Raw genomic sequence first — 26,404 nt, forward strand, 5'->3', positions numbered from 1 at the left:
GGGCACGTGCACACCTCGCCCTGGTTCAACGCGAACATCGCGAGACCTTCGAGCGCTTTGTCGAGGAACGCGTCGTCCTGGTCGAGCACATCGGCGAAGAAGATGTTCGGGCTCTTGCCGCCGAGCTCGACCGTCGACGGGATCAGGTTGTCCGCCGCCGCGTGCAGGATGTGCTTGCCGACCGGTGTCGAGCCGGTGAACGCGATCTTCGCGATGCGCTTGCTCGTCGCGAGCGCCTCGCCCGCCTCCTTGCCGAAGCCGTTCACGATGTTGATCACGCCGGCCGGGAACAGGTCGCCGATGATCTCCATCAGCACGAGCACCGACGCGGGCGTCTGCTCGGCCGGTTTCATCACGACGCAGCAACCGGCCGCGAGCGCCGGCGCGAGCTTCCACGCGGCCATCAGCAGCGGGAAATTCCACGGAATGATCTGGCCGACGACCCCCATCGGCTCGTGGAAGTGATACGCGACCGTGTTGTCGTCGATCTCGGAGATCGAACCTTCCTGCGCACGCACGCAGCCCGCGAAATAGCGGAAGTGGTCGACCGCGAGCGGCAGGTCGGCGGCCATCGTCTCGCGCAGCGGCTTGCCGTTGTCGATCGTCTCCGCGACCGCGAGCAACTTCAGGTTCCGCTCCATCCGGTCGGCGGCGGCGAGCAGCAGGTTCGAGCGCTCGGTTGCGGACGTCTTGCCCCACTTGCGGCGCGCCGCGTGCGCGGCGTCGATCGCGAATTCGATGTCGGCGCCGCTCGAGCGCGGCACGCGGCAGAACGGCTGCCCGTTGATCGGCGAAACGTTCTCGAAATATTCACCGTTGGCCGGCGGCACCCACTTGCCGCCGATGTAGTTGTCGTACTGCTGGCGATACGGATAGTCGACGTCGAGGCCGAGTTGCTTCAGATCAAACGGGTTCATCACGTGTCTCCTGTCAGTCATGCTTGTCGGATTGAGGCGGCCGGTTGGCTGTCACCCTTCCAGCAACATGCGTGCCAAACCGGCAATCCGTGACAGGTACGGCCCCACGCGACAAACGGACGTGTCGGAGCTGTTCAGATTTTGAGCAATGCGGATGATGCGCGCGCGGCTCGGCGTTCCAAATTCAAACAGCCGGCACGCGGCCGTCAGGCGATGCGTGGTCGCAGGCGCGCGGCGGTGCGCGGCGGTGCGCGGCGCGGCGCGACGTGGCGCGACGTGGCGCCGCCCGCCGCGCGCCCGGCCGGCAGCCGGGCGCATCCGTCATTCGCCGCCGCGCTCGTTGAACCAGCGGTCCAGCAGCTTGCCCGCCGCCTCGCGCCCGCCGAGGCCGAACGACAGCGCGACGGCCACCGCGATCGCGCCGAGCACGAGCCCGAACGCGAGCTGCACGATCTCGTTCGCGATCCCCATCGCGCGCAGCCCCATCGCGAGCACGAGGCCGAGAATCGCGAACTGCGCGATCCGCGCGAACAGCACGCTATGCCCGCTGTCCGCCTGCTGGATCACGCGCCGCGCGAGGTTCGCGAGCCAGAAGCCGATCACGAGGATCACGCCGCCCATCAGCACGTGCGCGCCGAACTCGATGAACAGCGTGACGACGTCCCGCACCTGCGAGAACCCGAGCCGGTTCGCCGCCTCGACCGCCGCGAACAGCATCGCGAAGAACACGATCAGCCGGCCCACGAGCACCGACGGCTGCAGCATCCCGCTGAAGATCCGTTCGACGCCGAGCACCGCCGGCAGCCCGTCGGCGCCCGCCGCGACCAGCAGCTTCTGCGCGAGCGCCGCGACGAAGCGCGCGAAGTAGAACGTGACGAGCACGATCACGATCGCCGCGACGATGTCCGGCACCGCGGCGAGAAACTGGTTCAGCATGTTCGTCGCCGGGCCCGAGATCGCGTCGATCTTCAGCGCGTCGAGCGCCGAGATCAGCGTCGGCACGAACACGAACACATAGACGATCGTGCCGATCAGGCTCGACACGCGCACCGGCGTCGGGCTGTCGATGCTCTGCGTGAGCCTGTCCGCGCCCGCGGCGACGAGCAGGTTCGTCACGAGCCCGCGCAGCACGCGCGCGACGAGCCAGCCGACGAAGCCGATCACCGCCGCGCCGAACACGTTCGGCACGATGTCGAGCAGCTTGTCGACCATCCCCTGCACCGGCGACAGCAGCCCCGACAGCGCGAACGCGGACAGGATCGCCGGCAGGAACATCAGGATCACGAGCCAGAACAGCACGTCGCCGAGATAGCCGCTCATCGGCTTCATGTCGGCGCACGACGCGAGCTTGTCGTCGAGACCGCCCGCCTTCAGCAGGCGGCCGGCGAGCGTGCGCAGCAGCGAGGCGATCAGCCACGCGATCAGCGCGAGCGCCGCGCCGCCGATCAGGTTCGGCAGGTAGTTGACGATGTGCGTGACGAGCAGCGAGAACGGATTCGACACCGCATAGAGATTCAGCACGTTGAAGATGCCGACCGCGGTGACGAGCAGCACGAGCCAGAACAGCCCGCCGGCGATGATGCGTTCGACGAACGCGCCCTGGCCGGTGCTGTCGGCGATACGCTTGTCGACCTTCAGCGCGGACAGCAGACGCAGCGTGCCGGCCCGGACGATCACCGCGATCAGCCAGCCGATCACCAGGATGCCGATCGCCCCCGCGATCTTCGGCAGATAGCCCCCTAGTGTGGCCTGCAGCGACGTGATGAAGCTGGATGCATCCATTTCTTCTTCTCCCGAAAACGTGGCGTTGCGATTGAACATCGACGAACTACCTGCGTGCTTCGAAACGGCGTCCCGCTTGCGCGACCTTACATCATAAAAATGACGGCTTCAGCCGAATTCAACGTTTTTAACTTTAGACGAGAAACGAAATGATTCGAACCCAATTTTGGGTCGCGGGCGCGTATTTGGCGCCATCGGGTCGTATTCGGCGGCATTCGGCCAGCCATTCCGCCGACACCGCGCCGCGCTGCAAGCCGCACACTGCCGCAACGGCTGTGCTACGGTCGAAGCATGTGCGTGCACGACGCGCGCTCACAGGAGACGGCAGCATGTTCGAACGAAACGTGACGATCCGGGCCTTGCCCGAGCAGGCGGGTTACGCGGTCGAGCATCGTGGCGAATACGCGGGGATCGGCGCCGCGTTCGCCGCGCTTGCGCAATGGGCCGACACGCACGGCTTTCTCGTGCCGCAGACGCGCTGGATCGGCGTGTTCCACGACAATCCCGACGCGGTGCCGGCCGCGGACCTGCGCTCGCAGGCGGTGATCGTGCCGGAAGCCGCAACCGTCGAGCCCGCGCCGCCCGTTGAGCGCATCGCGCTGCGCGGCGGCGACTACGCGGTGCTGCTGCACCGCGGCCCGTATCCGGACATGAAGGACGCATACCGGTGGCTGTTCCAGGAATGGCTGCCGAAGTCGGGACGCGGCGGCGCGGGCGCGCCGCCGTTCGAGCTGTATCTGAATACGCCCGACCGCACCGCGCCCGAGGATCTGCTGACCGAGATCCACGTGCCGCTGCAGTAACGCGGCGCCGCGCGGCGCTTTGCCTTGCGTTCAGTTATATCTAGTCATAACATGACCAGATATAACTGAACTAATCATGTCATGGCTCGCTCATCTCCTCTCGCGTTGACCGTGCTCGCGATGCTCGCCGAAGCGCCGATGCACGCGTACCGGATTCAGCAGCTGATCAAGCTGCGCGGCAAGGACGAAGTGGTCAACGTCCGGCAGCGCAACAGCCTGTACCAGACGATCGACCGCCTGCTGCGCGCCGGCCTCGTCGCGGTGCAGGACACCGAGCGCGACGGTGCGTTTCCGGAACGCACCGTCTACGCGATCACCGACGCCGGCCGCGACGCCGCGCGCGCATGGCTGCGCGAGCAGCTCGCCCAGCCGGCGCGCGAATTCCCGTCGTTCCCGGCCGCGCTGTCCGTGCTGCCGCTGTTGTCCGTCGACGACGCGCGCCGCGAGCTCGAAGCGCGCGTGATCGCGCTCGAGCAGGAGCTCGAACGCGTCGACGCCACGCGCAACGCGGCGCTCGCGATGCAGATCCCCCGCTTCTTCCTGCTCGACACCGAATGGATCCAGCAGACGCTCGAAGCCGAGCTCGCGTGGGTGCGCAGCGTAGTCGGGCACCTGAAGGCCGGCGCGCTGACCTGGAGCGACGCGCGGCTGCGCGAGGTCGCCGAGCGCTTCATGCACACCGGCCCGCGCGCCGATCCGCACACCGATCCACGCGCGGACGCGCGCTGAACGCGGCGACGGCGGCCGCTCAGAGCACCTTGCCGGGATTCAGGATCTGCCGCGGATCGAGCGCCGCCTTCAGCCGGCGCATCAGGTCGATTTCGGCCGCGCCGCGCGTGCAGCCGAGATACGGCCGCTTCAGCACGCCGATCCCGTGCTCGGCCGAGATCGAGCCGCCCATGTCCTCCACGACTGCGTAGACGGTCCGGTCGATCGCGGCCTCGCACGCGTCGTCCATGTCGGCGAGCGACACGCCGATGTGCACGTTGCCGTCGCCGACGTGCCCGAAGAACAGGCTGACGACGTCCGGCCAGCGCGCGCGCAGCGCCGCCTCGCAGCGCTCGGCGAACGCGCCGAGCACGCCGGTCGGCAGGCTCACGTCGAAGTTCACGAGATGCGGCAGCGCGTCGATCGCGAGACCTTCGCGCAGCGTCCACATGTCGCGCGCCTGCCGCTCCGACGTCGCGAGCGCCGCGTCGTCGACGAGCCCCGCGTCGAAGCAGCCGGCGAGACACGCTTCGAGCGTGTGCGCGGCGTCGCCGCCCGGTGCGCTCGTCGCGAACTCGATCAGCACCGCGAAACCGTCGTCGCCGGCGAACGGCGCGACGACCTCCGGCGTATGGCGCGCGACGTAGCGATAGAACGCCGGCCACATCGCCTCGAAGCTGACGACGTCCGGCACCGCGCGCACGCGCTCCCACAGCCGCAGCACCGCGTCGTAATCCGCGACGCGGCACAGCGCGGTCGCCGGCGGCGCGAGCTTCGGATGCAGCCGCAGCACCGCGCGCGTGATCACGCCGAGCGTGCCCTCGCTGCCGATAAATAGCTGCTTCAGGTCGTAGCCGGCGTTGTTCTTCAGCATCCGGTTCATCGACGACACGACCGTGCCGTCCGCGAGCACCGCCTCGAGCCCGAGCACCTGCTCGCGCATCATTCCGTAGCGGATCGCGCGCGTGCCGCCCGCATTCGTCGCGAGCGCGCCGCCGATCTGGCACGAACCGCGCGCGCCGAGATCGACGCCGAACGTGAAGCCCGCCGCGTCGGCCGCTTCCTGCACGACCTGAAGCGGCGTGCCGGCGCGCACGGTGATCGTCGCGGCGGCCGCGTCGAGCGACTCGATGCCCGCGAAGCGCTCCATCGACAGCACGACCTCGCCGCCGAGCGCGACGCCGCCTCGCGCGAGCCCGGTGAGCCCGCCCTGCGGCACGACCGGCTGCCCGCGCCGCGCGCACAGCGCGAGCGCGCGCGACACGTCATCGACGCTTCTCGGCCGCGCCAGCGCAAGCGGCCGCGCGCCCGGCGCCTCGTTGTACGCGGTGAAAAAGCGCGGCTCGATGTCGTCGGCCCGCGTGACGACGTCCGCGCCGAGCTCGGCGGCGAGCGCCGCATGGATCGGGCTCGCGTCCGCCGCCGCCCGGTTCGCTGCCGCCCGGTCCGATTCGCCGCGGTCCGGCTCGCCGCGCGCGGCGGCGGTGTCGTGATTCAGCATTGCGTCACTTCGCGGAGATGTCCATATTGCCGAAGTACTTCTGGCCGAGCGTCTTCACGGTGCCATCGGCTTTCAGCTTGTCGATCGCCGCGTTCAGCTTCGCCCTCAGCGCGCTGTCGCCCTTGCGCAGGCCGAACGCGATCCCGCTGCCGAGAATCTTGTCGTCACGCACCGGCCCGCCGACGAACGAAAAGCCCTTGCCCTCCGGACGACTCAGGAAGCCCGTCTGGCCCGCCGGCCCCTGCACCAGCGTGCCGTCGACGCGCCCGGCGGACAAATCCGCATAGGCCTGGTTCTGGTCCTGGTACGACACGACCTGGACGCCCATCGGCTCCCAGTGCGCCTTCGCATAGGTCTCCTGAACCGACGCCTGCAGTACCCCGACGCGCTTGCCCTTCAGCGATTCGGGCGTCGGCAGGATGCCGCTGCCGGTGCGCGCGATCAGCATCGTCGGCACGCGATAGATGACGGTCGTGAAGTCGATCGCCTCGCGACGCTTGTCGGTCGCGTTCATCCCCGAGTTGATCGCGTCGAACTTGCGGCCGTTCAGCGCCGGAATCAACCCGTCGAACGACGTCTCGACCCACGTGCACGTGAGCTTCGCGGTCTTGCACACCGCGTTGCCGATATCGATGTCGATGCCGACCAGCTCGCCGCTCGGCGCTTTCGACTCGAACGGCGCATATTCCGCCTCGAGGCCGTACCGCAGCGTATTCGACTCGGCGAGCGCCGCGCCGGAAGCAAACGCGCAGGCAAGCGCGAACCAGATTTTCAGGTGCTTCATGGTGATCTCCTCTCGTTGGGATCGTGGGTAATCAGCGGGCGGCTGCCGCGCGTTGTCAAACCGTCGAAATCAAATACTGCAAAGCCGCCGCGCGCCTTCGACCAGCGTCGCGTCGTCCTTCGAGAAGCTGAGCCGGATCACGCCGGCGTCGGTGCCGTCCGTGTAGAACGCGGACAGTGGAATCGTAGCGACGCGCGCGTCGCGGATCAGGCGCAGCACGAAGTCGCTGTCGCGCTCGTCGGAGAAGTGCCTGAAGCGCGCGAGCATAAAGAACGAGCCCTCGCTCGGCAACACCTCGAAGCGCGAGCCCGCGAGCTCGCGCGCGAGCAGGTCGCGCTTGTGCTGATAGAACGCGGACAGGCCGAGATAGCTGTCCGGCTGCGCGAGCATCTCGGCGAACGCGATCTGCATCGGCGTGTCGGCCGCGAACGTCATGAACTGATGAACCTTGCGGATCTCGTCCATCAGCTCGGCGGGCGCGAGCACGTAGCCGACGCGCCAGCCGGTCACGTGGAACGACTTGCCGAACGACGACACGATCACGCTGCGCTCGGCGAGTTCGCGATGCCGCGCCATGCTCTCGTGCCGCACGCCGTCGAACACGACGTGCTCGTACACCTCGTCGGACAGGATCACGATGTCGGTCTGCCGCGTGAGCCGCGCGAGCTGCGCGACGTCGTCGGCCGAGAACACGGTCGCGGTCGGGTTGTGCGGCGTGTTCACGATGATCATCCGCGTGCGCGGCGTGATCGCGGCGGCGACCGCGTTCCAGTCGACGCGGAAATGCGGCGCCGCCAGCTTGATCGCGACCGGCGTCGCGCCCTGCAGCCGCACGATCGGCGCGTAGCTGTCGAACGACGGCTCGAAGTAGATCACCTCGTCGCCCGGATGCACGAGCCCGCTGATCGACGCGTACAGCCCCTCGCTCGCGCTCGCGACGACGGTGATCTCGTCCGCCGGGTCGTAGCGCGCGCCGTACAGGCGCTCGGTCTTCTCGGCGAGCGCGTCGCGCAGCGACGCGACGCCGGCCATCGGCGCGTACTGGTTGTGGCCGTCGCGCATCGCGCGCGCGACGCCCTCGACGAGCGCCGGATCGGGCGCGAAATTCGGCGCGCCCTGCGACAGGTTCAGCGCGTCATGCTCGGCCGCGAGCTGTCCGATCACGGTGAAGATCGTGGTGCCGACGTCGGGCAGCTTCGAACGGGGCGCGGTGGCGCTTCGCATGGATTCTCCTTGGGGATCGGGGACTGGCGGGCGCGCAAGCGCGCCCCGGGGATGCGGCGATTTAGCCTCAGTCAATATCGGGCGGCAATCGAAAGTTTGTCATGGGGGGTATGAGCTGAGCGCATGCCTGAGGGGTCGGTGGCGCTAAGAATCACGGACGGAGTGCGATCCATCATGCGGACACAGCATCCGCGCGACGGCCACGCGGGACGCGCGAGCCAGCGCGAGCGGCGCCGAGCGGGATCAGGTGGACGAAGTGAACGACGCCGCACCGCCCCCCGCCACACACGCCTCCACCGCCACCCGCAACTCATCCCGCAGCGCCGCATCGCCGAGCGCCGGCCCGCGCGTCAGCAGCGACTGCGAGATCCAGCCATAACACAGCGTGTGCGCGACCCGCGCGAGCCCGTCGAGCCGCTCGGCCGGCGGCGGATCGGCGGCCTGCGCGAGCGCGTCGCGCCACAGCGCGACGTACGCGTCGTAGTGGCGCCGGTACGCGTCGAGCGACGACACCTGCCGCTCCAGCGCGAAGAGCGCGGCCCACAGCGGCGCGTCGGCGATCACGACGTCCACCTGCAAATCGACGAGCGCATCCGCGATCCGCGCGCGTGACGCGCCGCGCAGCTCGGCGGCTTTCGCGCGCAGCCGCTCGGCCATCGCCTGCACGTTCCGGTGGATGCACAGCGCCGCGAGGCTCTGCTTGTCGCCGAAGTATTCGTAGAACGTGCCGACGCTGACGCCCGCGACCGCCGCGATCTCGCGGATCGTCGCCTTCGCGTAGCCGCACTCGAGCAAAAGCTGAACGAACGCCTGCTGCAGCGCCTGCGACGTCACCTGCGCGCGCGACTGTCGCGGCCGGCGGCGCAAGGCGGGATGCGGCTGCGCGGCGGGCTTCCCGGGCGGCGGCGGAACCTGAACATGTCGGGACGGCATATTTGCTACTCTGGAAATCGAGATACGGAGACACCGATGACCGGACCCACCCACGCAGTCACCAACCAGTTCGACGAACTCGTCGACTATAACCTCTTTGCGACCGACGTCGCGCTGCGCGAGGCGCTCACGCGCGCCGGCGCCGAGTGGGCCGCGCCGCAGCTCGACGCGTTTGGCGCCCGGCTCGGCAGCCGCGAGGTCGCGAAGCTCGCCGACGACGCAAACCGCCACACGCCGGAACTGAACGTGTTCGACCGGCGCGGCCGGCGGATCGACAGCGTCGAGTTCCACCCGGCCTGGCACGAGCTGATGCGGATTTACCGCGAGGAAGGGCTGATCTCGCTCGCGTTCCGCGATCCGCGCCCCGGCCGCTGGACCGCGACCGCCGCCGGCTTTTATCTGCACACCCAGATCGAGCACGGCACGATGTGTCCGGCGACGATGACGCAGGCGAGCATCCCCGTGCTGCAGAAGGAGCCGGCGCTGTGGGAGCAACTGCGCGACAAGTTGTACAGCAACGTCTACGATCCGCGCGACGTGCCGGTCGAGCAGAAGGCGTCGATGTGGCTCGGCATGGGGATGACCGAGAAACAGGGCGGCTCCGACGTGCGCGCGAACACCACGACCGCGACGCCGGTCGGCGCGGGCGGCCGCGGCGGCGAATATCTGCTGCGCGGGCACAAGTGGTTCTTCTCCGCGCCGATGTGCGACGCGCACCTGATCGTCGCGCGCACCGACACCGGTAGCCCGTCGTGCTTCTACGTGCCGCGCTGGCGGCCCGACGGCACGAAGAATCCGATCGAGATCCAGCGTCTGAAGGACAAGGTCGGCAACCGCAGCAATTCGAGCAGCGAGATCGAGATCAATGACGCGTGGGGGATCATGCTCGGCGAGGAAGGCCGCGGGATTCCGACGATCATCGAGATGGCGACCTATACGCGGCTGAACTGCGTGCTCGGCAGTTCGGCGATGCTGCGCCAGGGCGTCGTGCAGGCGATCGCATATACGCGGCAGCGCCACGCGTTCGGCCGCGCGCTCGCCGAGCAGCCGCTGATGCGCACCGTGCTCGCCGATCTCGCGCTCGAAAGCGAGGCCGCGCTCGTGCTGTCGATGCGGCTCGCCGAAGCGTTCGAGCACGGCGATGTGCGCGGCCAGCAGGCATGGAAGCGAATCGTCACGCCGGCCGCGAAGTTCTGGGTCTGCAAGCGCGCGGTCGAATTCACCGGCGAGGTGATGGAAGCGTTCGGCGGCAACGGCTACGTCGAGAACGGCCCGATCGCGCGGCTGTTCCGCGAGGCGCCCGTCAACTCGATCTGGGAAGGCTCCGGCAACGTGATGTGCCTCGACGTGCTGCGCGCGATCTCGCGCGAGCCGGACCTGCTCGTGTCGCTGTTCGACGAGCTGGGCGAGATGGGCGCGGGCGAGCCGCGAATCCGCGCGGAGCTCGACGCGTTGCGCGCGATGCTCGGCGCCGAGCCGGCCACGCTCGAAGCGGCCGGCCGCCTGTTCACGCAGCGGCTCGTGCTCGTCGCGCAGGCGTGCCTGCTGCGCCGCGACTCGCCGGCCGCCGTCGCCGACGCGTTCATCGCGACGCGGCTCGGCGAGCCCGGCTGGGGCCGCGTGATGGGCAGCTTCGATCCGCGCGCGATCGACGTCGCCACGCTGCTGCAGCGCGCGTATCCTGCCTGACGTGCCGTAGCGTAATGCCGCCCGCGCGTCGTGCGCGGCGCGCACCGCATGCCTTGCCCCTGGAGGAGACACAATAATGAACCTCGTCGCCCAACTCGAGCGCGCCGCGCGCGCGACACCCGACAAGCCGTTCCTGCGCCACGACGGCACGACGATCACGTACGCGCAAGCGCGTGAGCGATCGCGCCGCGCGGCGGCCGTGCTGCGCGGTCTCGGCATCGCGGCCGGCGACCGCGTCGCCGCGATGTGCTTCAACACGCCCGCGTTCGTCGATCTGCTGCTCGGCACGTGGCGGCTCGGCGCCGCGTTCGTGCCGATCAACCACAAGCTGCAGGCGCCCGAAGTCGACTACATGCTCGCGCACAGCCGCTGCAAGGTCGTGCTGTTCGACGCGGCGCTCGCGCCGGTGCTCGAGCGCGTCGCGCATCCGGTCGAGCGGCTCGCGACCGAAGGCGCGGTCGCCGGCGTGCCGGACTTCGGCACGCTGCTCGACGCGTCCAAAGGAATTGACGGAATCCGCCCCGGCGACGACGACGTCGCCGAAATCCTCTACACGTCCGGCACGACCGGCCGACCGAAAGGCTGCGTGCACAGCCACCGCACGGTGACGCTCGCGGCGATGGCGAGCGCGCTGTCGCTGTCGATGACGCGCGACGAGCATACGCTGATGGCGATGCCGATCTGGCATTCGTCGCCGCTCAACAACTGGTTCGGCGGCACGCTGTACGTCGGCGGCACGGTCGTTCTGCTGCGCGAATACCATCCGCTGCGCTTTCTCGAGGCGGTGGAGCGCGAGCGCGTGACGCTGTATTTCGGGGCGCCGGTGTCGTATACGCTACCGCTCGACAAGGTCGAGCATTTCGCGTCGTTCGATCTGTCGAGCGTGCGCGCGTGGATCTACGGCGGCGGGCCGATCGGCGCCGCGCAGGCCGAGCGACTCGCGCAGGCCTATCGCAGCAACGCGTTCTTCCAGGTCTACGGCATGACGGAGACGGGCCCGGCCGGCACGACACTCTATCCGCACGAGCAGATCGCGAAGGCCGGCTCGATCGGGCACCACGGCGGCCCCGGCGTCGATCTGCGCGTCGTGCGCGAAGACGGCCGCGACGCGCAGCCGGGGGACACTGGCGAGATCTGGCTCGCCGCCGACAGCATGATGCTCGGCTATCTCGACGATCCGGCCGCGACGAGCGCCACGTTCGCGGATGGCTGGTATCGCACCGGCGACGTCGCGCGCGTCGACGAGGACGGCTACCTGTTCGTCGTCGACCGGCTGAAGGACATGATCGTGACGGGCGGCGAGAACGTCTATTCGAAGGAAGTCGAGGACGTGCTGAGCGCGCATCCGGGCATCGTCGAGGTCGCGGTGGTCGGCCGCCCGCACCCGGACTGGGGCGAGACCGTCGTCGCGCACGTGGTCGCGCGAGCGGGCGCGGAACTCGACGGGGACGCGCTGCGCGCGTTCTGTGCGGAGCGGCTTGCGGGGTACAAGATCCCGCGAGAGTACGTGTTCGCGGATACGCTGCCGCGCACGCCGACGGGGAAGCTGCAGAAGTTCATGCTGCGGTAGTAACGCAGACACAATAGGTTGTTCGCCGGTTCCCTACGCGCCGGGAATCGGGCCGCCGCGATCATGAGCCTGATTCGATCGGCGCAGTTCCCAGATATGTCGCCGCCCCCCTGATTGACGGGGGCGGTCACTTTCTGGTCTCAACCCTTGGGCCATCGCTTCCATCACGACTGTTTCTCATCCGACGCTCCCGAACTCGGCAGCGAGTCCGGATCAATCTTGCCTCCCTCGATCACGAAATGCGGCCCATCGCTGTCGGGAGCAAAGAATCGCCAATCTTCATCCTCGGCTACATCATTCGGCGTGACAACAAGCCTCCGGTCATGCGACAGATCGATCCATATACCGCCTGAAGCGTTCGCCTGCACCCGTTCAACGACGGCGGGAATGGGGTCGACCAACAGCCCGTCCAGACGCTCCGTCGTGCGACGAGCCGCATCGTCCGTGCCGAGATCGTCCTGGCTCGCCACAATGCGGCCGGACTGTTCAACACGCCAGCCGCATTGAACGTGCAACGCCCACGCACCAACCTGTTTGACGGTGCCTCGTCGGGTGGTGATCTGCCTGAGTTGACCGAACTGTAAGGTCAGCATGTCGGCGGCGTGATTGATACCGCTCAGTTCTAGCCCGAGAAGGACGGCGAGGTGCTGGGTGATCACGGTTTTCGTGTCCGTCATTCGGTGCCTCCAAACATATCCTGCGCCCGCTCCATTATTTCGTGAAATCCGAGGCCTTCCCCGCTTACATCCTCATGAAGCAGGTGGCAGGACTTTGCAGCATGATGGGAGGCAATTTTTTGGGCATCATTCGATGCTGTAATTCGTGCCAGTCATTGGCTTACCTCTCAAGGAGCGAAAATGCGCACCACGATCGCACTCGACGACGATCTGCTTGCCAAGGCCCAAGCCTATACGGGCGTGGAAGAAAAATCGGCGCTTGTGCGCGAGGCACTCAAGGCCCTGATCCAGCGCGAAGCCGCAAAACGGCTCGCCAATCTTGGCGGAAGCCAGCCAGGTATCGAGGCAGCGCCGCGCCGCCGACCGGACGTCAGATGATCTTGAATGCCAAGGGGCAGGCAGATCGATCGGTTTGGGTGGTCCGCTGCGTTTCGTATTGCATTGCCGCAGCGGTGCTCACTGCGTGCGCGACGGAGCACCAAGACCACGTGCGCGAGTTCACTGCCGCCATCAAGCGTGAGCTCGCCGGCGATAGCGGCCGCCTTTGCGCGATAGTCGACGAGTTTCCATACCCGGATAGCCCCTTCCCGGCCGAAAATCAGGCAGAGCTGCATGCGATGGCGCGAGCCGGAATCGTCGAATCATTCAATGGTCCAGCCCCTGGATCATTCAAGTACTGGCGGCTGACCAATGAGCACGATCCGTTGTTCGTCCGATATGGTCCGCCTTCGCCACAGAACCGTCACGGCTGCTACCAATACGGGCGGCTCCAACTCGTGCGGATCGAAGGCTGGCGGGAGTTGACGACGGCGAACAACGACAAGGCCACGATCGTTTCCTTCACCTATCAGATCGACAATCTCGCAAGCTGGGCAAAGGATCCCGAGCTCCGACAAGTTGCCGAAGACAGCACATCTCCGGGTGGTATATGGCCGGTCGTGGCGGGACAAAACAAGGCGCTGAGTTCAATCGATCTTGTCGCAACACCTGACGGATGGAAAAAACGTCCCTTTGTGTATGCGCCGGAGATAGTTACACCTCCCCCCGCCGCTCGTTGACGTTCTCTCTACGAGCTCGGCTGCGGGGTTATCGAGTGGCGATTTTCCAGTGGCCCCGACGGCTGCTCAGGTGTTGATCCACACGCGCGCCTGCTCCAGCTCGTTGACGTGGAACGCCTTGACTTCGGCCTTCGTAAAGAACCGCGCGAGATGCATCGACGCACGGATCCAGCCCGCATCGGCCACCACGGCGGCGCGCGTGACCTTGCGGGCCACGGAAACGCCGAGCGTTATATCGGTCCACAGCGCCTTCGGCTCGATGCCGGTGACATGCTCGATGCGTTCGAGCACGCGGGTCTTGCCGTTCAGTTCGAGATCGCCACGCACGCGTTCGATGGCTTCGCGCAGTTCGTGGTCGGTGATTTTCCCTTCGACGGAAATTTCGATGACGGCGGAATCGGGGTCGGTGTGATAAAGGATCATGGCAAGCCCCCCTGACTAGGAAGACGTTACATGCTCAGGCGCGGCGCGGATGAGCCTGGCGTTCGATGATTTCTTCACGATACGCCTTTTCACGCGGCTCGGTTAGCAGGTTCAACGCCGCTTGGAGTGCGCTAACGGCCCCGCCCCGTTACCATCCTCCCGCCCCGTGCGACACGTTTCGCGGCATGACTGGAGAATTCCCTACATCACGCGTAGCGCGCAGCTCGGTATGCTGCGGGAACTTGATATCGAGCCGGGCCGCACTCTTGCCCTATTTGATATCCAACGAATTCCTCGTCGTCAATCCGTCAATTTCGCGGCCTGAACGGGTGATTGAAATGACAAGAAATGCGTCTATCGTGTTTTTCGTTGCGGCGTTGATAGTCGTTATCGTTGGTGTGGATGTTCTGTTCTTCAAGAACCGATTCTGGGAACGGCTGATGGTGAATATCGGCATTGTCCTGGTATTCGCGGCCTTCTATTTGAGATTTCTGAAGCACCTGTAAGTCACGTATCGAATCCGATGGCGGCGAACCGCGCTATGTGCTCTCGCCGCCCTTCACTGTCTCCATTCAGCGGCCTGTGCAGCTAGCGGATAGCGGGGGCGACTTGTGCGCGTCACCGAGCGCCGAAAGCGACAACGTTGGTCGGAGTGCGGCCAAGAGGCGACGTTCGACATCACGATCCAGATCGTCGACAATTCGAGCGCAGACGACGATCACTGAATATCAGCCTTATGTGATTGAGGCGCCGACCTTCTGCCTGCTGGAACGGTGATCGTCTGAATAAATAGTGTTCAATTTTTTGACCAAAACATGAATACCAAGAGCAAAAAAGAAGTCAATACGCGACATTCATTTGCCAAAAGCTTAGTTTTGGTCGCATTTTTCGCCGCGCTGGCTTTAAGTACATCAATTATCACCTCCCTGGTGTTAATCGATTTTGTCCATGGAAATCCGAATAGACCCCAAAGCAATGCGGCGCTGATGATGATTTTATTCCCCCCCATATTCGGCCTCGTGGCGATAATTGGAACATTCATTGTATTCTCACCATCCCAGATCATCCTGGCGTTAATGATGCGCGTCCTTCATCCTCGCGCCGGTCGATACGCTTACATTTTTATCGGGCTGATGGTCCCATTCATTTCAATCGCGACCTGGTATTGCTATGATTATTTGACTCCAACAAATTTCAATCTTGCAATAAATGAGGGGGCGGACTGGGTGCCGTATCAACACGGTATAAATATAAAGAGATATCTCGTAGCTTTGGTGTGCCAAGGCCTAGTTACAACATTCAGCATATTTTATTTTGATAGCGAAATTTTCCGTCGCTCAAAAAAACCGATTTTTCTAGGCATTGTGTTTGCGGCGATTACTATCGGTGCGATCTGGGGATATCGCATTGCAATAACACAATACCAATTCATCGACCATCCGTCTCCATAGTCAAGAATCTATAGAAGATCAAAATCACTGTCGAGTACGGCAAGCTGACGATCACCGCGAACTAAACGATCGGAGAGCGGCCAAGGCGGACAGGCCCACGGAGTTGTGTAAAACCATCGTGCGCGGCGGTCAAACCCTCATGACCGGAACTCTAAGACTCGTGCGCGGAGGACAAACCCTCGTGATCGGAGGTCTGAGGCCCGAACGCGCCGCTCAGAGGTCCGAAATGCCGAGCTCAAAGCGTCGCGCACGGCGCTCAGAGGCCCAAATGCCGGGCTCAAAGCGTCGCACACGGCGATCGGGGGCCCGAATGCCGAACTCAAAACGTCGCGCACGGCGCTCAGAGGTCCGAAATGCCGAGCTCAGAGCGTCACGCACGGCGCTCAGAAGCCCGAATGCCGAGCTCAAAGCGCCACGCACCGCGCCCAGAGGCCCGAATGCCGAGTTCAAACCGCCGCGCACGGCGCTCAGAGGCCCGAATCCGGCAGTCCAAACGAAAACGCCCACTGCGTTCGCAGTGGGCGTCGGGCATTCGCCACGCGTACCAGGATCACACCACGCCGTCATTCAAACGACGCCGCAGCCCCAGCCAAGCAGCAACCCTTACTTCGCGCCAATACTCTTCAGCGGCTTCCAGTCGCCGTTCACGACCTTGTACATCGTGATACCGCCGTTCTTCAGATCCCCCTTCGTGTCATACGCAACATGCGTCGACGTCACCCCGGCCATATCAGTCGCGGCCAGCACCGGCAGGTACTTCGCCGGATCGGTCGAGTTCGCCTTCTTCATCGCGTCGAACAGCGCCATCGCGCCGTCATACGCGTACGGCGAATACGTCTGCACATCCTCGCCAAAACGCTTCTTGTACTTCGTCGCGTACGTCTTGCCACCCGGCATCTGATCAAGCGGCATACCAGCCAGCGAAGCAATCGTGCCATCCGCCGCCGGGCCCGCGATCTTCAGGAACGTCGGCGTATGCACCATCTCGCCGCCCATCAGCGGCGCCGTGATGCCGAGCGCGTGCATCTGCTTGACCATCGGCGCCGCCTGCGAATCCGCGCCGCCGTAGTAGATCAGGTCCGGACGCGCAGACTTCAGCTTCGTCAAAATCGCCTTGAAGTCGACCGCCTTGTCGTTCGTGAACTCGCGGTCGACGATCGTCGCGCCGTTCGCCTTCGCCGCCTTCTCGAACTGGTCGGCAAGACCCTGCCCATACGCGGTGCGATCATCGACGATCGCGATCTTCTTCATCCCGAGATCCTTCGCCGCGAACGCGCCCGCGACCGCGCCCTGCTGCGTGTCGGACGTCATCATCCGGAACGTCGTCTTGAAGCCCTGCTGCGTGTATTCCGGCGCGGTCGCCATCGCGATCTGCGGAATGCCGGCGTTCGCGTAGATCCGCGATGCCGGGATCGTCGTACCCGAGTTGAAGTGGCCGAGCATGCCCTTGATGCCGTCGTCGACGAGCTTCTGCGCGACCGTCGTGCCCGTGCGCGGGTCGGCCTGGTCGTCCTGCGCGTCGAGCACGAACGTCACCGGCTTGCCGCCGATCGTCGGCTTCGTCGCGTTGAAGTCCTCGATCGCGAGCACGATCCCGTTCTGCATGTCCTTGCCGTAGTGCGCCTGCGCCCCCGTCATCGGGGCCGCGAAGCCGATCTTCACGTCGTCGGCGTGCGCCGTCCCCGCAAGCGACATGACCGCAACGAACGTCGCGCCTGCCAGCTTTTTCATCGTGTGTTGCATAGCTTCTCCTAGGTACCAGGTATGAAGCGACGGCTCGGGGTTCGCCTTGCCGCCGCCTTCCGCTTGATCCGATCCGGCGAGGGTCGCTCAGCCGATCGTCATCAAATTCGCATTGCCGCCCGCCGCCGCGGTGTTCACGCTGACCGAGCGCTCGGTCAACAGACGCTCCAGCGCGTAATCCTCCGCGTCGCCGCGTTCGAACGCGCCCGCCGCGACACCCTGCACCGACACGATCGGCCCGGGGCGCTGCGCGACTTCCTTCACGAGCGTCTGCAGTTCGTCGCTGTCGCCTTCGAACAGCACCGCGTCGAACGGCGCGTCCGCCTGCTTGCGCACGCCCGCATGCGCCTTCAGCGATGCCGGCAGCGCCGCGTAGAGCGCCTCGCCGGCCGCGCCCGCGAACAACGCGCGGTTGCCGGTCGCGAGCACCGCCGCGAACTGTGCGCGCACGCCGCTTTGCGTCGCCGCGACGCACAGCACCGTGCCGCGCGGGCCGAGTGTATACGTGTTGCGCTCGCCCGTCGGGCCCGCGAGCACCGCGGTCGCGCCCGCCGGCACCTGCGCGAGATAACCGTCGCAACGCGCGGCGAGCGCCGGCTCGCGCTGCTCGATCAGCCAGTCGCGCAGCGCGGCGAGCGCCGCCGACGGATGCTCGTGCTTCGCGCCGTCGCCGGCGCTGTTCGCACCGCTCGCGCCGCTCGCGTCGTCCGCGATGAGCATCGCCGCGAGCGACTTCGGCAGCCCGGCCGGACGCGTCGCGAGCAGGCGCTGCAGATACAGCGCGCCGCCCGCCTTCGGCCCCGTGCCCGACAGCCCTTCACCGCCGAACGGCTGCACGCCGACCACCGCGCCGATCACGTTGCGGTTCACGTAGATGTTGCCGACGTGCGCGCGCGAGATCACGTGCGCGATCGTCTCGTCGATTCGCGTGTGGATGCCGAGCGTGAGCCCGTAGCCGGTCGCGCGGATCTGCTCGAGCAGCTTGTCGAGGCTGTTGCGGCGATAGCGGACCACGTGCAGCACCGGGCCGAACACCTCGCGCTTCAGCTCGTCGATGGTGCCGATCTCGATCAGCGTCGGCGGCACGAACGTGCCGTGCGCGCAGGCGTCCGGCGCCGGCATCTGCGTGACGCCGTGGCCCTTGTCCTTCATCGCCGCGACGTGCGTGTCGATCGTGCGCTTCGCGTCCGAGTCGATCACCGGGCCGACGTCGGTCGACAGGCGGTCCGGGTTGCCGAGCGTGAGCTCCTGCATCGCGCCCTTGAGCATCGTCAGCGTGCGGTCGGCAACGTCGTCCTGCAGACACAGCACGCGCAGCGCCGAGCAGCGTTGGCCCGCCGAGTCGAACGACGACTGCATCACGTCCGCGACGACCTGCTCCGCGAGCGCCGACGAGTCGACGATCATCGCGTTCTGGCCGCCCGTCTCCGCGATCAGCGGAATCGGCTTGCCGTCCGGATCGAGGCGCGACGACAGCGTCTTGTTGATCAGCCGCGCGACTTCGGTCGAGCCGGTGAACATCACCGCGCGCGTGCGCGGATCGGCGACGAGCGCCGCGCCGACCGTCTCGCCGGTGCCCGGCAGCAGTTGCACCGCGCCGGCCGGCACGCCGGCCTCGCGCAGCAGACGCACCGCTTGCGCGGCGATCAGCGGCGTTTGCTCGGCGGGCTTCGCGAGCACCGTGTTGCCGGCCGCCAACGCGGCCGCGACCTGGCCCATGAAGATCGCGAGCGGGAAGTTCCACGGGCTGATGCAGACGACGGGGCCGAGCGGGCGATGCGTGTCGTTCGAGAATTCGTCGCGGATCTGCGCGGCGTAGTAGCGCAGGAAATCGACCGCCTCGCGGATTTCCGCGATCGCGTTCGCCAGCGACTTGCCCGCCTCGCGCACGATCAGGCCCATCAGCGTGTGCATCTGCGCTTCGAGCAGATCGGCTGCGCGCGCGAGGCAATCGGCGCGCGCGTCGACCGGCGTCGCCTGCCAGATCGGCGCGGCGGCGACCGCATGCGCGAGCGCGGCGCTCACGTGCTCGGCCGTCGCTTCGCTGACCTGGCCGACGAGGTCGCGCTGGTCGGCCGGGTTGCGCACGTCGCGCGCGGGCGCGTCGGCGATCCCGTCATCGGCGAGCATCGGTACCGCGCGCCACGGATGATGCGCGCTCGCGAGCAGCGCCGACGACAGCGACGCGAGACGATGCTCGTTCGACAGATCGAGGCCCATCGAATTGAAGCGCTCGTCGCCGTACAGATTGCGCGGCAGCGGGATCTTCGCGTGCGGCGCGCCGAGCGGCACGACCTTCGACGCCTCATCGATCGGATCGGCGACGAGTTCATTCACCGACACGGACTTGTCCGCGATGCGATTCACGAACGACGTGTTCGCGCCGTTTTCCAAAAGGCGGCGCACCAGATACGCGAGCAGTGTTTCGTGCGTGCCGACCGGCGCGTACACGCGGCACGGGCGGTTCAGCTTTCCAGCGGACAGCGGGCCGGTCACTTCTTCATAGAGCGGCTCGCCCATCCCGTGCAGGCACTGGAATTCGTACTGGCCGGGATAGTAGTTCTGGCCGGCGAGGTGATAGATCGCGGCGAGCGTGTACGCGTTGTGCGTCGCGAACTGCGGATAGACGGCATCGGGCGCCGCGAGCAGCTTCTTCGCGCACGCGAGATACGAGATGTCGGTGTAGATCTTGCGCGTATAGACCGGATAGCCTTCGAGGCCGTCGAGCTGTGCGCGCTTGATTTCGGTATCCCAGTACGCGCCCTTCACGAGACGGATCATCAGGCGGTGGCGGCTGCGGCGCGCGAGGTCGATCAGGTAGTCGATCACGAACGGGCAGCGCTTCTGGTAGCCCTGCACGACGAAGCCGATCCCGTTCCAGCCGGCGAGCTCCGGATCGAAACAGAGCGCTTCGAGCAGGTCGAGCGACAGCTCGAGACGGTCCGCTTCCTCGGCGTCGATGTTCAGGCCGATATCGTAGCGGCGCGCGAGCAGCGCGAGCGCGCGCACGCGCGGCAGCAGCTCGCTCATCGTGCGCTCCTGCTGCGAGCGCGAGTAGCGCGCATGCAGCGCGGACAGCTTGATCGAGATGCCCGGGCCTTCGTAGATGCCGCGGCCGCCGGCGGCCTTGCCGATCGCGTGGATCGCCTGCTCGTACGACGCGTAGTAGCGCAGCGCGTCCTCTTCGGTCGTCGCCGCTTCGCCGAGCATGTCGTACGAATAGCGGAAGCCGCGTGCCTCGAACTTGCGGCTGTTCGCGAGCGCTTCGGAGATCGTCTCGCCGGTCACGAACTGCTCGCCCATCAGGCGCATCGCCATGTCGACGCCCTTGCGGATCAGCGGCTCGCCGCCCCGGCCGATCAGACGCGTGAGCGCCGACGACAGCCCGGTCTCGCTGTTCGTCGTCACGAGCTTGCCGGTGATCATCAGCCCCCAGGTGGCCGCGTTCACGAACAGCGACGGCGCGTGGCCGACGTGCGAGCGCCAGTCGCCCTTGCTGATCTTGTCGCGAATCAGCGCATCGCGGGTCGCGCGATCGGGAATGCGCAGCAGCGCCTCGGCGAGACACATCAGCGCGACGCCTTCCTGGCTCGACAGCGAGAATTCGTGGATCAGCCCTTCGACGCCGCCGCCGGAATTCTTCTCGCGCAGCGATTCGACGAGCTTCGCGGCGAGCGCCTGCGTGTCGGCGGCGATGTTCTCGGGCAGACGCGCCTGGCCGATCAGGAACGGCACGCACTCCGGCTCGGGGCGACGGTACGCGGCGGTGATCGCCGCGCGCAGCACCGACTGCGGTTGCACGTTCTGCGCGAACTCGAGGAACGGGTGCGTGGCGCTGTCGTCTTCGCCGTCGACGTGCCCGTCGGCGAGCTCGGTGACGCCGCTGTGACCGGAGAGCTCCGGCGGAAGCTGACCGTGCTCGATACGCTCGAGATACGCGAAGATCGCCTGCTTGATCAGCCAGTGGGGGGTGCGTTCGAGCCGCGCCGCCGCATCCTTGAGCCGCGCGCGAAGCAGATCGTCGACTTTGACGCCTAGAGTGGTGCTTGCCATGATTTCCTTCTCGCGCCGGCTGGGGGCCGACCAATGATTTGAAGAGATGGGCGCAATCGTACGGCACGCAATAAAAAGGTGCAACCCGATTACGGGAAGTGGTTGCACCCGGTGTTTAGCCAATATAATCAGCCACTTATCCGGTTGCAACCTAGGGGTTGCCCTTGGGTCGGGCGTCGGTGTTTTCCCTGAACCGATGATTGAGCGGAGGTGGCTGGGCGGAATTCGGACAGGCATCCAGATGCGTAGCCTTGTCGCCTTCATCGGGGGCGTGGATCGATATTTCGCGCGCTGTGTGGCTGCGAACGGCTTCATGCGGCTCGTCGTTGTGTCATCGAAAACGAACGACTCGAAAATTCGGCGTTGCCCGGCCCGCATCGGACGAGCACCGCTCTTGTATGCCGGTCAGACGAGGCTGGATATCAGGTGGCAGCCGCACGTCGCGCGATGGCCGTGCCGCGCGATTGGAATACCGTCGTCCGCCATAGAGGGATCGCCTTCCTCGATGACGTTCGGCGATACATCGGGATGCCGCGGGCAGGACACTTGGTCACCCTTGCGGGCGACGTAGCGACCGTCGAAGCGCATCGTTGTGGAGCCCGTTTCGACCTTGCCGTCATGGTCGGTGTCGTCGCCTACGCGGATTAAATTCATCATGGTGTATCGTGGCTCATGTAGGTGGTGTGATAACCCACGAATTTATTTCCCACCAACCGAAAGCAGAATTTTCCTGACTCACTTCATCACCCGGAAATTCCATATCGGCGCCGACGACAACTAGCGCGAGGCGGGCGATTTATCAGCGCTTAGCTAGTGGCTTTGTCGGTTTCGAATTTTTGCTCGCAAATATTTAATTCTACCAAATGAATAATAATCAGATTCTGCCGAGCCAGAAGTTTCGGACGAAATTTTGACATCCCGAAAGCCATTTCTAACGCGACTCTGAATCAACACTGCATAACCGCCAGCGCTCAGGATTACTTTCCTACGTAGTTCGTCAACTAGCCATATGGGGCCGAGCGCAGTTCCCCAACCACAAGCATCCGACGTGGTTACGAAGTAGGTGAAGATAGGAGCCGATGATTCCAATGGAATTTTTTCCCCCACGAGCTTACAACCCAGCGTTCCAAAAGTAGTGTACGAGGGATCCTTGGCAAGGATTTCGTAAACATTTCTCGAAATAGGACGTAAATCCTTGTCTTCAATGGTATAAGCCATATTTTTTGAAAACACACTTGCGCTTGATGCAAGAAATATGACAAAAAATAATCCTGCTTTTCGCGTAATTTTCATTACAAAATATCGTCGCAAATATTTTTTTGGAAAAGATCAAAAAGTGGCATCACGTGCGATTTTGATATGCCTCTCCCGCCGTAGACTTACGATGGACCGTCGGTAGTCCTACGATCAGGCGGCGAGGTCACCGGCCGGCCCCGCTGAGAGACAGAACTCACGTTCAACCAATCCCAACTGATCAACTCGGTCACCGTCATACCAGGTAACCGCCGCACGTCGCGCGATCGGAAGACTTCATCCGTCATCGAGGAGTCGCCTTCCTTGATGACGTTCGGCGATACGTCGGAATACCGCGGACAGAACACTCGGTCACCCTTGCCGGCGACATAGCGACTGCCGAAGCACATCGTCGCGGAGTCCGTTTCGACCTTGCCGCCGTGGTCGGTGTCGTCGCCTACGCGGATCAGGTTCATCATTAATCTACTGGTTATTAGCGGGCTCTCGTGGAGAAATTTCGAGATCATTGCGTTTTAGTCGAGTGCTTCTTACCCACCCCTTAACTGGATCATTATTTTTTGAGGAAACGTATGCAACAGATGTGAAGCCGTTATATTTTATGTATGCATTCACAGATTCGCCGGTCAAAATAAAAACGCCTTTCATTTTGCACTCAAGACTGGGAGCAGAGTAAAATTGAAGCCGCCCGCTCCCAATCACCGTCATCCCACTTTCTGACAGAGGTATGCTGGCGACAGCGTGCGACGCATGTTTATTTAGCTCATCACAGCTCATTGCCGCTTTCGATGGCTTGCGAATACAATCCGAAACAAATTTTCGATATTTTTCCGCATTCACCTTCAACACATCTGGATGATCAGGATCTCGCGTCATATCCAGAACTTTCATTGAATTTGTATCCAAATTCACCCAACCAATTGACACCCGTTTATCAAAATTATCGGGGCTATCCGCCTGAACATACAGCCTAACACTATAGACTCCATCGGACGTATCCTCGAGATCAACTTGGATATTCCTCTTGTTCATTGCAACATGCTCAAGCGGAGGCACAATTAATTCTCTCAGTTCACTCCTGCAGATTTCAGGCGAAGCATAAACGCCACATGAAATCATCAAAAAGAGTGCAAATATCGCAATTTTTTCAACGATTCTCATATTAGATCACTTAAATGAATTTACAATTCTAGGCACTATTAACTCGAGAGTTTTTCGATAGAGCGCCTGCTTTTTCGAGTCAGTTGAAAACCATCGCGCGTAGTTTCCACTGTAATTCACGATATATTTTGCCTTGAATTCCATGCCTACTCGCACAGATGAAACCACAACGAACTCTTTCTTCCGATCCGTAACTTGCGCATTTCCACCTTGCCCGCTGAGACCAGCACCTTCAAAGGCAGCCCATTTTCCAATTGGTGGTTCGCTATAAAAATCGGGAGTCCATCCATAGTACGGCGCGGGACCATGTGCCTCCATCCCGCCTGTTCCGCACCGACGATATTGCATCGACTGGAAATGTCTCGTTTCCGTCCTATACATCCGCTCGACAGTCTCAGCGATGGCTCTTCCATATTTGTCAAAAATATATCTCAGCGCATCCGCAGCATCCTCTTCAGTGAAATTATTTTCTTTCTCGACAGGTTTCGTAACGAAATTCCCAATCAATCCAATCGGATGGAAATGCCACGGACTCGGTTCCTGCGGGAAACCCTCCACGCTGGTGACCTGCTCCCACCACTGCAGCTTCCCGATTCGCTCGATCTCGGTCTTCCACAGCCACAGCAACTTCTTCATCAGCGGCGACAGCGCCTCCCATTTCCCCAGCCCACCGCCCCATTCGCTTTCGCAACGCACCACGAGGTGGGAGAGCGCCTCCGCCATCCACGGCGTTTCCTGCGCGTGCTTCAGCTCCCGCGCCGTCACCTTCCCGTCGTGGTTCGTGTCGATCGCCTTCTCGAGCGTCGTGATGAGCGGACTCCCGTTAACCGTTGCCGCGCTCGTCTCGAATTCAGTTTTGTCTTCATCGACCAAAAACTGCTCAGCGACGTAGATGTAGCGCTTGAGCATGTCAATCGGCGTGATGCTGCTGTTGTCGACCAGTTCGAAGCCGGGCCAGTCCCACGGCCCGCACATTCGCACGAGCGGGTGGTCCTGCTCGCACACCCATCCGTCATGCGTGCCGCCGTCCTTGGTGCCGATCGTCACGAAAAACCACCGCCGCCCCTTGTCGTCCTTCGCGATGCGCGCCGCGCCGCTCTTGTCCAGATCGACGCGCCGGAACACGTCGCGAAAATCCGCGCCGGGCCCTTTTACGTTCGATAAGTTCAGCGGGAAGTCCTTCCACCCCGGCACGATCACGGTTGTCGTCGTGTTGGCGAGACTGCCGTCAACCCATACCGGCGTGCCTGCGTCGTTCAGGATCGGTTTCGCGTGACGGCCGGCATGTACGGGCATCGTGACCGTTTTCGGTTGTACCTTGACCCACTTGCCCTTAGCCTCGCCGAGCGGTGCGAGCTTCAGGCCGGGCGGCAATTTCTGATCCGGCTCCGGCAGATCGATAACTAGCCGAGCGCCTGGCGAGATTTCCAGAAACGTTTTGGCTCCGGGCAACTCCTTCGCCCGATCACGGCTCTTCTGGATGAACGCGGCAAGCTCAGGGCCAGCGAATACCTCCAAATGCAGCAGCGGCCGGGTCGGCTTGGGCGGCAGCAGCTTCGCGTCCGGGTAACGCAGATAGTGACCAAACTGGCCAATCACATCGCCCGCCTTCACCGAATATGGCTGTTTCAGCACGACCACAGTATCCAGCGGCTTCGGGTCAACGATTGGATCCAGTTCCTTCTCGAACACATACCCGTACGGCACGTGCGGCGACACCAGCTGGCCGACGACCGCCGCGGCCGGTGCACCGGACCTGATCACCTTGATCTTCGCCCAGCCCGGATTCGCCTTTGCCAGTTCGTCCGTGTCGGAGACAGTCAATTCCGCCCCTTTCGGCAAGATGCCGATGATCCTGCCGTTCGGCAGATCGCGGATGCGGATGCCCGTGACCGGGGGTGGGAGCGGCGTCGTGTCTTCCACGTCCTCCTCCGGTTCCGGCTGTTTTTTGAAATCGCTCTGGATGAATTCCCCGAGCACATCGCGGTCGATCGTGTCGCGCGGCGATGGCACCCGCACCTTCGGCCGAGGAACGCCCTGCTTGTCGTTTGCGTTGTCGCCGACGCGATAGTACCGATCGCCTTCCCAATACGGCATCGATCCCATGTTCAGCTTCGAGCGGCCGACTTGAGCGACTTTCGCCCGCTTCGCCGCCGACCGATAGCTGTTCCAGTCCATCACGTGCATGTACAGGCTGAAGAACGTCAGCGTCTCATTCGGCGCTGGTTTGCTCGCGCTCGCCCCCGGGCCCGGCTTCGGCGAAGGCGGCAATGTCAGCCGATGGCGAATCAGCACGAATCCCGTCGAATACAGTGCATGTCGGCCATCCTGGTATTCCTGTTCCGGATACGTGCTGTCGAGCCGATACGCGACGACTTCGCCATCGGCGATCGCGGGGATGCCATCGCCTTGTTTCAGCTTTGCGCGCGTGTTCTGGTCGAAGTGGATGCCGCCGTGCCACATGCCGTTCGCGCCAAGCGGATAGAACCCGTCGTCAGCGGCGGCCAATGCCTTCATGTAGGTCATCGGATTGGCCGCGTCGTCCTTACCAGTCGGGATGAACGGAAAAGACCAGTTCAGCGGCGTGTAAGGCTGCGTCGCGGGCGTGCCCGACGCGCTGGCCGGCTTGGCCGGCGCGGAAGGCTTCGGTGAAGGGTGGCCCTTGCTCATGTTCCT

The 26,404-nt window shown here is 64.2% G+C and carries 22 protein-coding genes and 1 pseudogene; 8 read left to right on the forward strand and 15 right to left on the reverse strand.

Annotated features, from left to right (window positions below; all coding sequences use genetic code 11):
- Together HZI36_RS14420 and HZI36_RS14425 are read right to left on the reverse strand one after the other, a co-directional pair.
- A partial coding sequence (locus tag HZI36_RS14420; RefSeq protein ID WP_179403328.1) for an aldehyde dehydrogenase family protein occupies positions 1-917 on the reverse strand: 917 nt, incomplete at its 3' end.
- A 321-nt stretch (positions 918-1,238) separates the two neighbouring features.
- The gene (locus HZI36_RS14425) at positions 1,239-2,699 is read right to left on the reverse strand and encodes a mechanosensitive ion channel (protein WP_179403329.1); all 1,461 of its coding nucleotides are present in this window, start codon (positions 2,697-2,699) and stop codon (positions 1,239-1,241) included.
- Positions 2,700-3,028: 329 nt separating this feature from the next.
- On the opposite strand from HZI36_RS14425, the gene HZI36_RS14430 reads away from it, so the two are divergent.
- Positions 3,029-3,502, forward strand: a complete 474-nt coding sequence (locus HZI36_RS14430; protein WP_179403330.1) for an AraC family transcriptional regulator — start codon at positions 3,029-3,031, stop codon at positions 3,500-3,502.
- A gap of 81 nt (positions 3,503-3,583) precedes the next feature.
- Positions 3,584-4,231, forward strand: a complete 648-nt coding sequence (locus tag HZI36_RS14435) for a PadR family transcriptional regulator (RefSeq protein WP_179403331.1) — start codon at positions 3,584-3,586, stop codon at positions 4,229-4,231.
- Positions 4,232-4,250: 19 nt separating this feature from the next.
- Here the strand turns inward: HZI36_RS14435 and HZI36_RS14440 are convergent, their stop codons facing one another.
- From HZI36_RS14440 to HZI36_RS14455, 4 genes are all read right to left on the reverse strand, one after another.
- On the reverse strand, positions 4,251-5,711 hold the full coding sequence (locus tag HZI36_RS14440; protein WP_179403332.1) for an FAD-binding oxidoreductase: 1,461 nt from the start codon (positions 5,709-5,711) through the stop codon (positions 4,251-4,253).
- Positions 5,712-5,715: 4 nt separating this feature from the next.
- Positions 5,716-6,495: an ABC transporter substrate-binding protein gene (locus tag HZI36_RS14445; protein ID WP_179403333.1), complete on the reverse strand. Its 780-nt coding sequence runs from the start codon at positions 6,493-6,495 to the stop codon at positions 5,716-5,718.
- A 69-nt stretch (positions 6,496-6,564) separates the two neighbouring features.
- Positions 6,565-7,719, reverse strand: a complete 1,155-nt coding sequence (locus tag HZI36_RS14450; protein WP_179403334.1) for a pyridoxal phosphate-dependent aminotransferase — start codon at positions 7,717-7,719, stop codon at positions 6,565-6,567.
- A gap of 243 nt (positions 7,720-7,962) precedes the next feature.
- Positions 7,963-8,652: a TetR/AcrR family transcriptional regulator gene (locus tag HZI36_RS14455; RefSeq protein WP_179403335.1), complete on the reverse strand. Its 690-nt coding sequence runs from the start codon at positions 8,650-8,652 to the stop codon at positions 7,963-7,965.
- A gap of 36 nt (positions 8,653-8,688) precedes the next feature.
- Between HZI36_RS14455 and HZI36_RS14460 the strand changes: the two genes are divergently transcribed.
- The gene (locus HZI36_RS14460; RefSeq protein WP_179403336.1) at positions 8,689-10,341 is read left to right on the forward strand and encodes an acyl-CoA dehydrogenase family protein; all 1,653 of its coding nucleotides are present in this window, start codon (positions 8,689-8,691) and stop codon (positions 10,339-10,341) included.
- A 76-nt stretch (positions 10,342-10,417) separates the two neighbouring features.
- A complete protein-coding gene (locus HZI36_RS14465) occupies positions 10,418-11,911 on the forward strand; it encodes an AMP-binding protein (RefSeq protein WP_179403337.1) in 1,494 nt (497 codons plus the stop codon).
- A gap of 164 nt (positions 11,912-12,075) precedes the next feature.
- On the opposite strand, the gene HZI36_RS14470 is transcribed toward HZI36_RS14465, so the two are convergent.
- Positions 12,076-12,588 (reverse strand): hypothetical protein, encoded by a 513-nt coding sequence (locus HZI36_RS14470; RefSeq protein WP_179403338.1) that lies wholly within the window; start codon positions 12,586-12,588, stop codon positions 12,076-12,078.
- 180 nt (positions 12,589-12,768) lie between these two features.
- Between HZI36_RS14470 and HZI36_RS14475 the strand changes: the two genes are divergently transcribed.
- Positions 12,769-12,966: a type II toxin-antitoxin system VapB family antitoxin gene (locus HZI36_RS14475; RefSeq protein ID WP_179403339.1), complete on the forward strand. Its 198-nt coding sequence runs from the start codon at positions 12,769-12,771 to the stop codon at positions 12,964-12,966.
- A complete protein-coding gene (locus tag HZI36_RS14480; RefSeq protein ID WP_179403340.1) occupies positions 12,963-13,646 on the forward strand; it encodes a hypothetical protein in 684 nt (227 codons plus the stop codon). The genes HZI36_RS14475 and HZI36_RS14480 overlap by 4 nt, the downstream gene beginning before the upstream one ends.
- 66 nt (positions 13,647-13,712) lie before the next feature.
- On the opposite strand, the gene HZI36_RS14485 is transcribed toward HZI36_RS14480, so the two are convergent.
- Positions 13,713-14,069, reverse strand: coding sequence for a SpoIIAA family protein (locus tag HZI36_RS14485; RefSeq protein ID WP_179403341.1), 357 nt, complete (start codon positions 14,067-14,069; stop codon positions 13,713-13,715).
- A gap of 185 nt (positions 14,070-14,254) precedes the next feature.
- Here HZI36_RS14485 and HZI36_RS14490 point away from each other — a divergent pair, with 185 nt between their 5' ends.
- Both HZI36_RS14490 and HZI36_RS14495 read left to right on the forward strand, forming a co-directional pair.
- Positions 14,255-14,575, forward strand: a complete 321-nt coding sequence (locus HZI36_RS14490) for a hypothetical protein (RefSeq protein ID WP_179403327.1) — start codon at positions 14,255-14,257, stop codon at positions 14,573-14,575.
- 309 nt (positions 14,576-14,884) lie between these two features.
- Positions 14,885-15,520: a hypothetical protein gene (locus HZI36_RS14495; RefSeq protein ID WP_179403342.1), complete on the forward strand. Its 636-nt coding sequence runs from the start codon at positions 14,885-14,887 to the stop codon at positions 15,518-15,520.
- A 603-nt stretch (positions 15,521-16,123) separates the two neighbouring features.
- Here HZI36_RS14495 and HZI36_RS14500 read toward each other — a convergent pair.
- From HZI36_RS14500 to HZI36_RS14530, 7 genes and pseudogenes are all read right to left on the reverse strand, one after another.
- Positions 16,124-17,263 carry a branched-chain amino acid ABC transporter substrate-binding protein gene (locus HZI36_RS14500; RefSeq protein WP_179403343.1) on the reverse strand — a complete coding sequence of 380 codons (1,140 nt, stop codon included), beginning with the start codon at positions 17,261-17,263 and terminating at the stop codon, positions 16,124-16,126.
- An 87-nt stretch (positions 17,264-17,350) separates the two neighbouring features.
- The gene (gene putA, locus HZI36_RS14505) at positions 17,351-21,316 is read right to left on the reverse strand and encodes a trifunctional transcriptional regulator/proline dehydrogenase/L-glutamate gamma-semialdehyde dehydrogenase (RefSeq protein ID WP_179403344.1); all 3,966 of its coding nucleotides are present in this window, start codon (positions 21,314-21,316) and stop codon (positions 17,351-17,353) included.
- A 405-nt stretch (positions 21,317-21,721) separates the two neighbouring features.
- Positions 21,722-21,973 (reverse strand): PAAR domain-containing protein, encoded by a 252-nt coding sequence (locus HZI36_RS14510; RefSeq protein WP_179403345.1) that lies wholly within the window; start codon positions 21,971-21,973, stop codon positions 21,722-21,724.
- A gap of 153 nt (positions 21,974-22,126) precedes the next feature.
- On the reverse strand, positions 22,127-22,609 hold the full coding sequence (locus HZI36_RS14515; RefSeq protein WP_179403346.1) for a hypothetical protein: 483 nt from the start codon (positions 22,607-22,609) through the stop codon (positions 22,127-22,129).
- A gap of 239 nt (positions 22,610-22,848) precedes the next feature.
- Positions 22,849-23,028 (reverse strand): annotated as a pseudogene (locus HZI36_RS27020) (PAAR domain-containing protein); the annotation flags it as partial.
- Between the two features lie 4 nt (positions 23,029-23,032).
- Positions 23,033-23,728 (reverse strand): hypothetical protein, encoded by a 696-nt coding sequence (locus tag HZI36_RS14525; protein WP_246327084.1) that lies wholly within the window; start codon positions 23,726-23,728, stop codon positions 23,033-23,035.
- Positions 23,729-23,734: 6 nt separating this feature from the next.
- A complete protein-coding gene (locus HZI36_RS14530) occupies positions 23,735-26,398 on the reverse strand; it encodes a hypothetical protein (protein ID WP_246327085.1) in 2,664 nt (887 codons plus the stop codon).
- Positions 26,399-26,404 lie beyond the last annotated feature (6 nt).

The sequence above is a fragment of the Burkholderia guangdongensis genome, from assembly GCF_013403875.1.
GTDB classification, from domain to species: domain Bacteria; phylum Pseudomonadota; class Gammaproteobacteria; order Burkholderiales; family Burkholderiaceae; genus Burkholderia; species Burkholderia guangdongensis.

Excerpts from the sequence above, each read along its gene's own strand:
- HZI36_RS14425 (WP_179403329.1), bottom strand. The coding sequence starts at position 2,699 with ATGGATGCATCCAGCTTCATCACGTCGCTGCAGGCCACACTAGGGGGC.
- HZI36_RS14430 (WP_179403330.1), top strand. The coding sequence starts at position 3,029 with ATGTTCGAACGAAACGTGACGATCCGGGCCTTGCCCGAGCAGGCGGGT.
- HZI36_RS14435 (WP_179403331.1), top strand. The coding sequence starts at position 3,584 with ATGGCTCGCTCATCTCCTCTCGCGTTGACCGTGCTCGCGATGCTCGCC.
- HZI36_RS14440 (WP_179403332.1), bottom strand. The coding sequence starts at position 5,711 with ATGCTGAATCACGACACCGCCGCCGCGCGCGGCGAGCCGGACCGCGGC.
- HZI36_RS14445 (WP_179403333.1), bottom strand. The coding sequence starts at position 6,495 with ATGAAGCACCTGAAAATCTGGTTCGCGCTTGCCTGCGCGTTTGCTTCC.
- HZI36_RS14450 (WP_179403334.1), bottom strand. The coding sequence starts at position 7,719 with ATGCGAAGCGCCACCGCGCCCCGTTCGAAGCTGCCCGACGTCGGCACC.
- HZI36_RS14455 (WP_179403335.1), bottom strand. The coding sequence starts at position 8,652 with ATGCCGTCCCGACATGTTCAGGTTCCGCCGCCGCCCGGGAAGCCCGCC.
- HZI36_RS14460 (WP_179403336.1), top strand. The coding sequence starts at position 8,689 with ATGACCGGACCCACCCACGCAGTCACCAACCAGTTCGACGAACTCGTC.
- HZI36_RS14465 (WP_179403337.1), top strand. The coding sequence starts at position 10,418 with ATGAACCTCGTCGCCCAACTCGAGCGCGCCGCGCGCGCGACACCCGAC.
- HZI36_RS14470 (WP_179403338.1), bottom strand. The coding sequence starts at position 12,588 with ATGACGGACACGAAAACCGTGATCACCCAGCACCTCGCCGTCCTTCTC.
- HZI36_RS14475 (WP_179403339.1), top strand. The coding sequence starts at position 12,769 with ATGCGCACCACGATCGCACTCGACGACGATCTGCTTGCCAAGGCCCAA.
- HZI36_RS14480 (WP_179403340.1), top strand. The coding sequence starts at position 12,963 with ATGATCTTGAATGCCAAGGGGCAGGCAGATCGATCGGTTTGGGTGGTC.
- HZI36_RS14485 (WP_179403341.1), bottom strand. The coding sequence starts at position 14,069 with ATGATCCTTTATCACACCGACCCCGATTCCGCCGTCATCGAAATTTCC.
- HZI36_RS14490 (WP_179403327.1), top strand. The coding sequence starts at position 14,255 with ATGACTGGAGAATTCCCTACATCACGCGTAGCGCGCAGCTCGGTATGC.
- HZI36_RS14495 (WP_179403342.1), top strand. The coding sequence starts at position 14,885 with ATGAATACCAAGAGCAAAAAAGAAGTCAATACGCGACATTCATTTGCC.
- HZI36_RS14500 (WP_179403343.1), bottom strand. The coding sequence starts at position 17,263 with ATGCAACACACGATGAAAAAGCTGGCAGGCGCGACGTTCGTTGCGGTC.
- putA (WP_179403344.1), bottom strand. The coding sequence starts at position 21,316 with ATGGCAAGCACCACTCTAGGCGTCAAAGTCGACGATCTGCTTCGCGCG.
- HZI36_RS14510 (WP_179403345.1), bottom strand. The coding sequence starts at position 21,973 with ATGATGAATTTAATCCGCGTAGGCGACGACACCGACCATGACGGCAAG.
- HZI36_RS14515 (WP_179403346.1), bottom strand. The coding sequence starts at position 22,609 with ATGAAAATTACGCGAAAAGCAGGATTATTTTTTGTCATATTTCTTGCA.
- HZI36_RS14525 (WP_246327084.1), bottom strand. The coding sequence starts at position 23,728 with ATGAGAATCGTTGAAAAAATTGCGATATTTGCACTCTTTTTGATGATT.
- HZI36_RS14530 (WP_246327085.1), bottom strand. The coding sequence starts at position 26,398 with ATGAGCAAGGGCCACCCTTCACCGAAGCCTTCCGCGCCGGCCAAGCCG.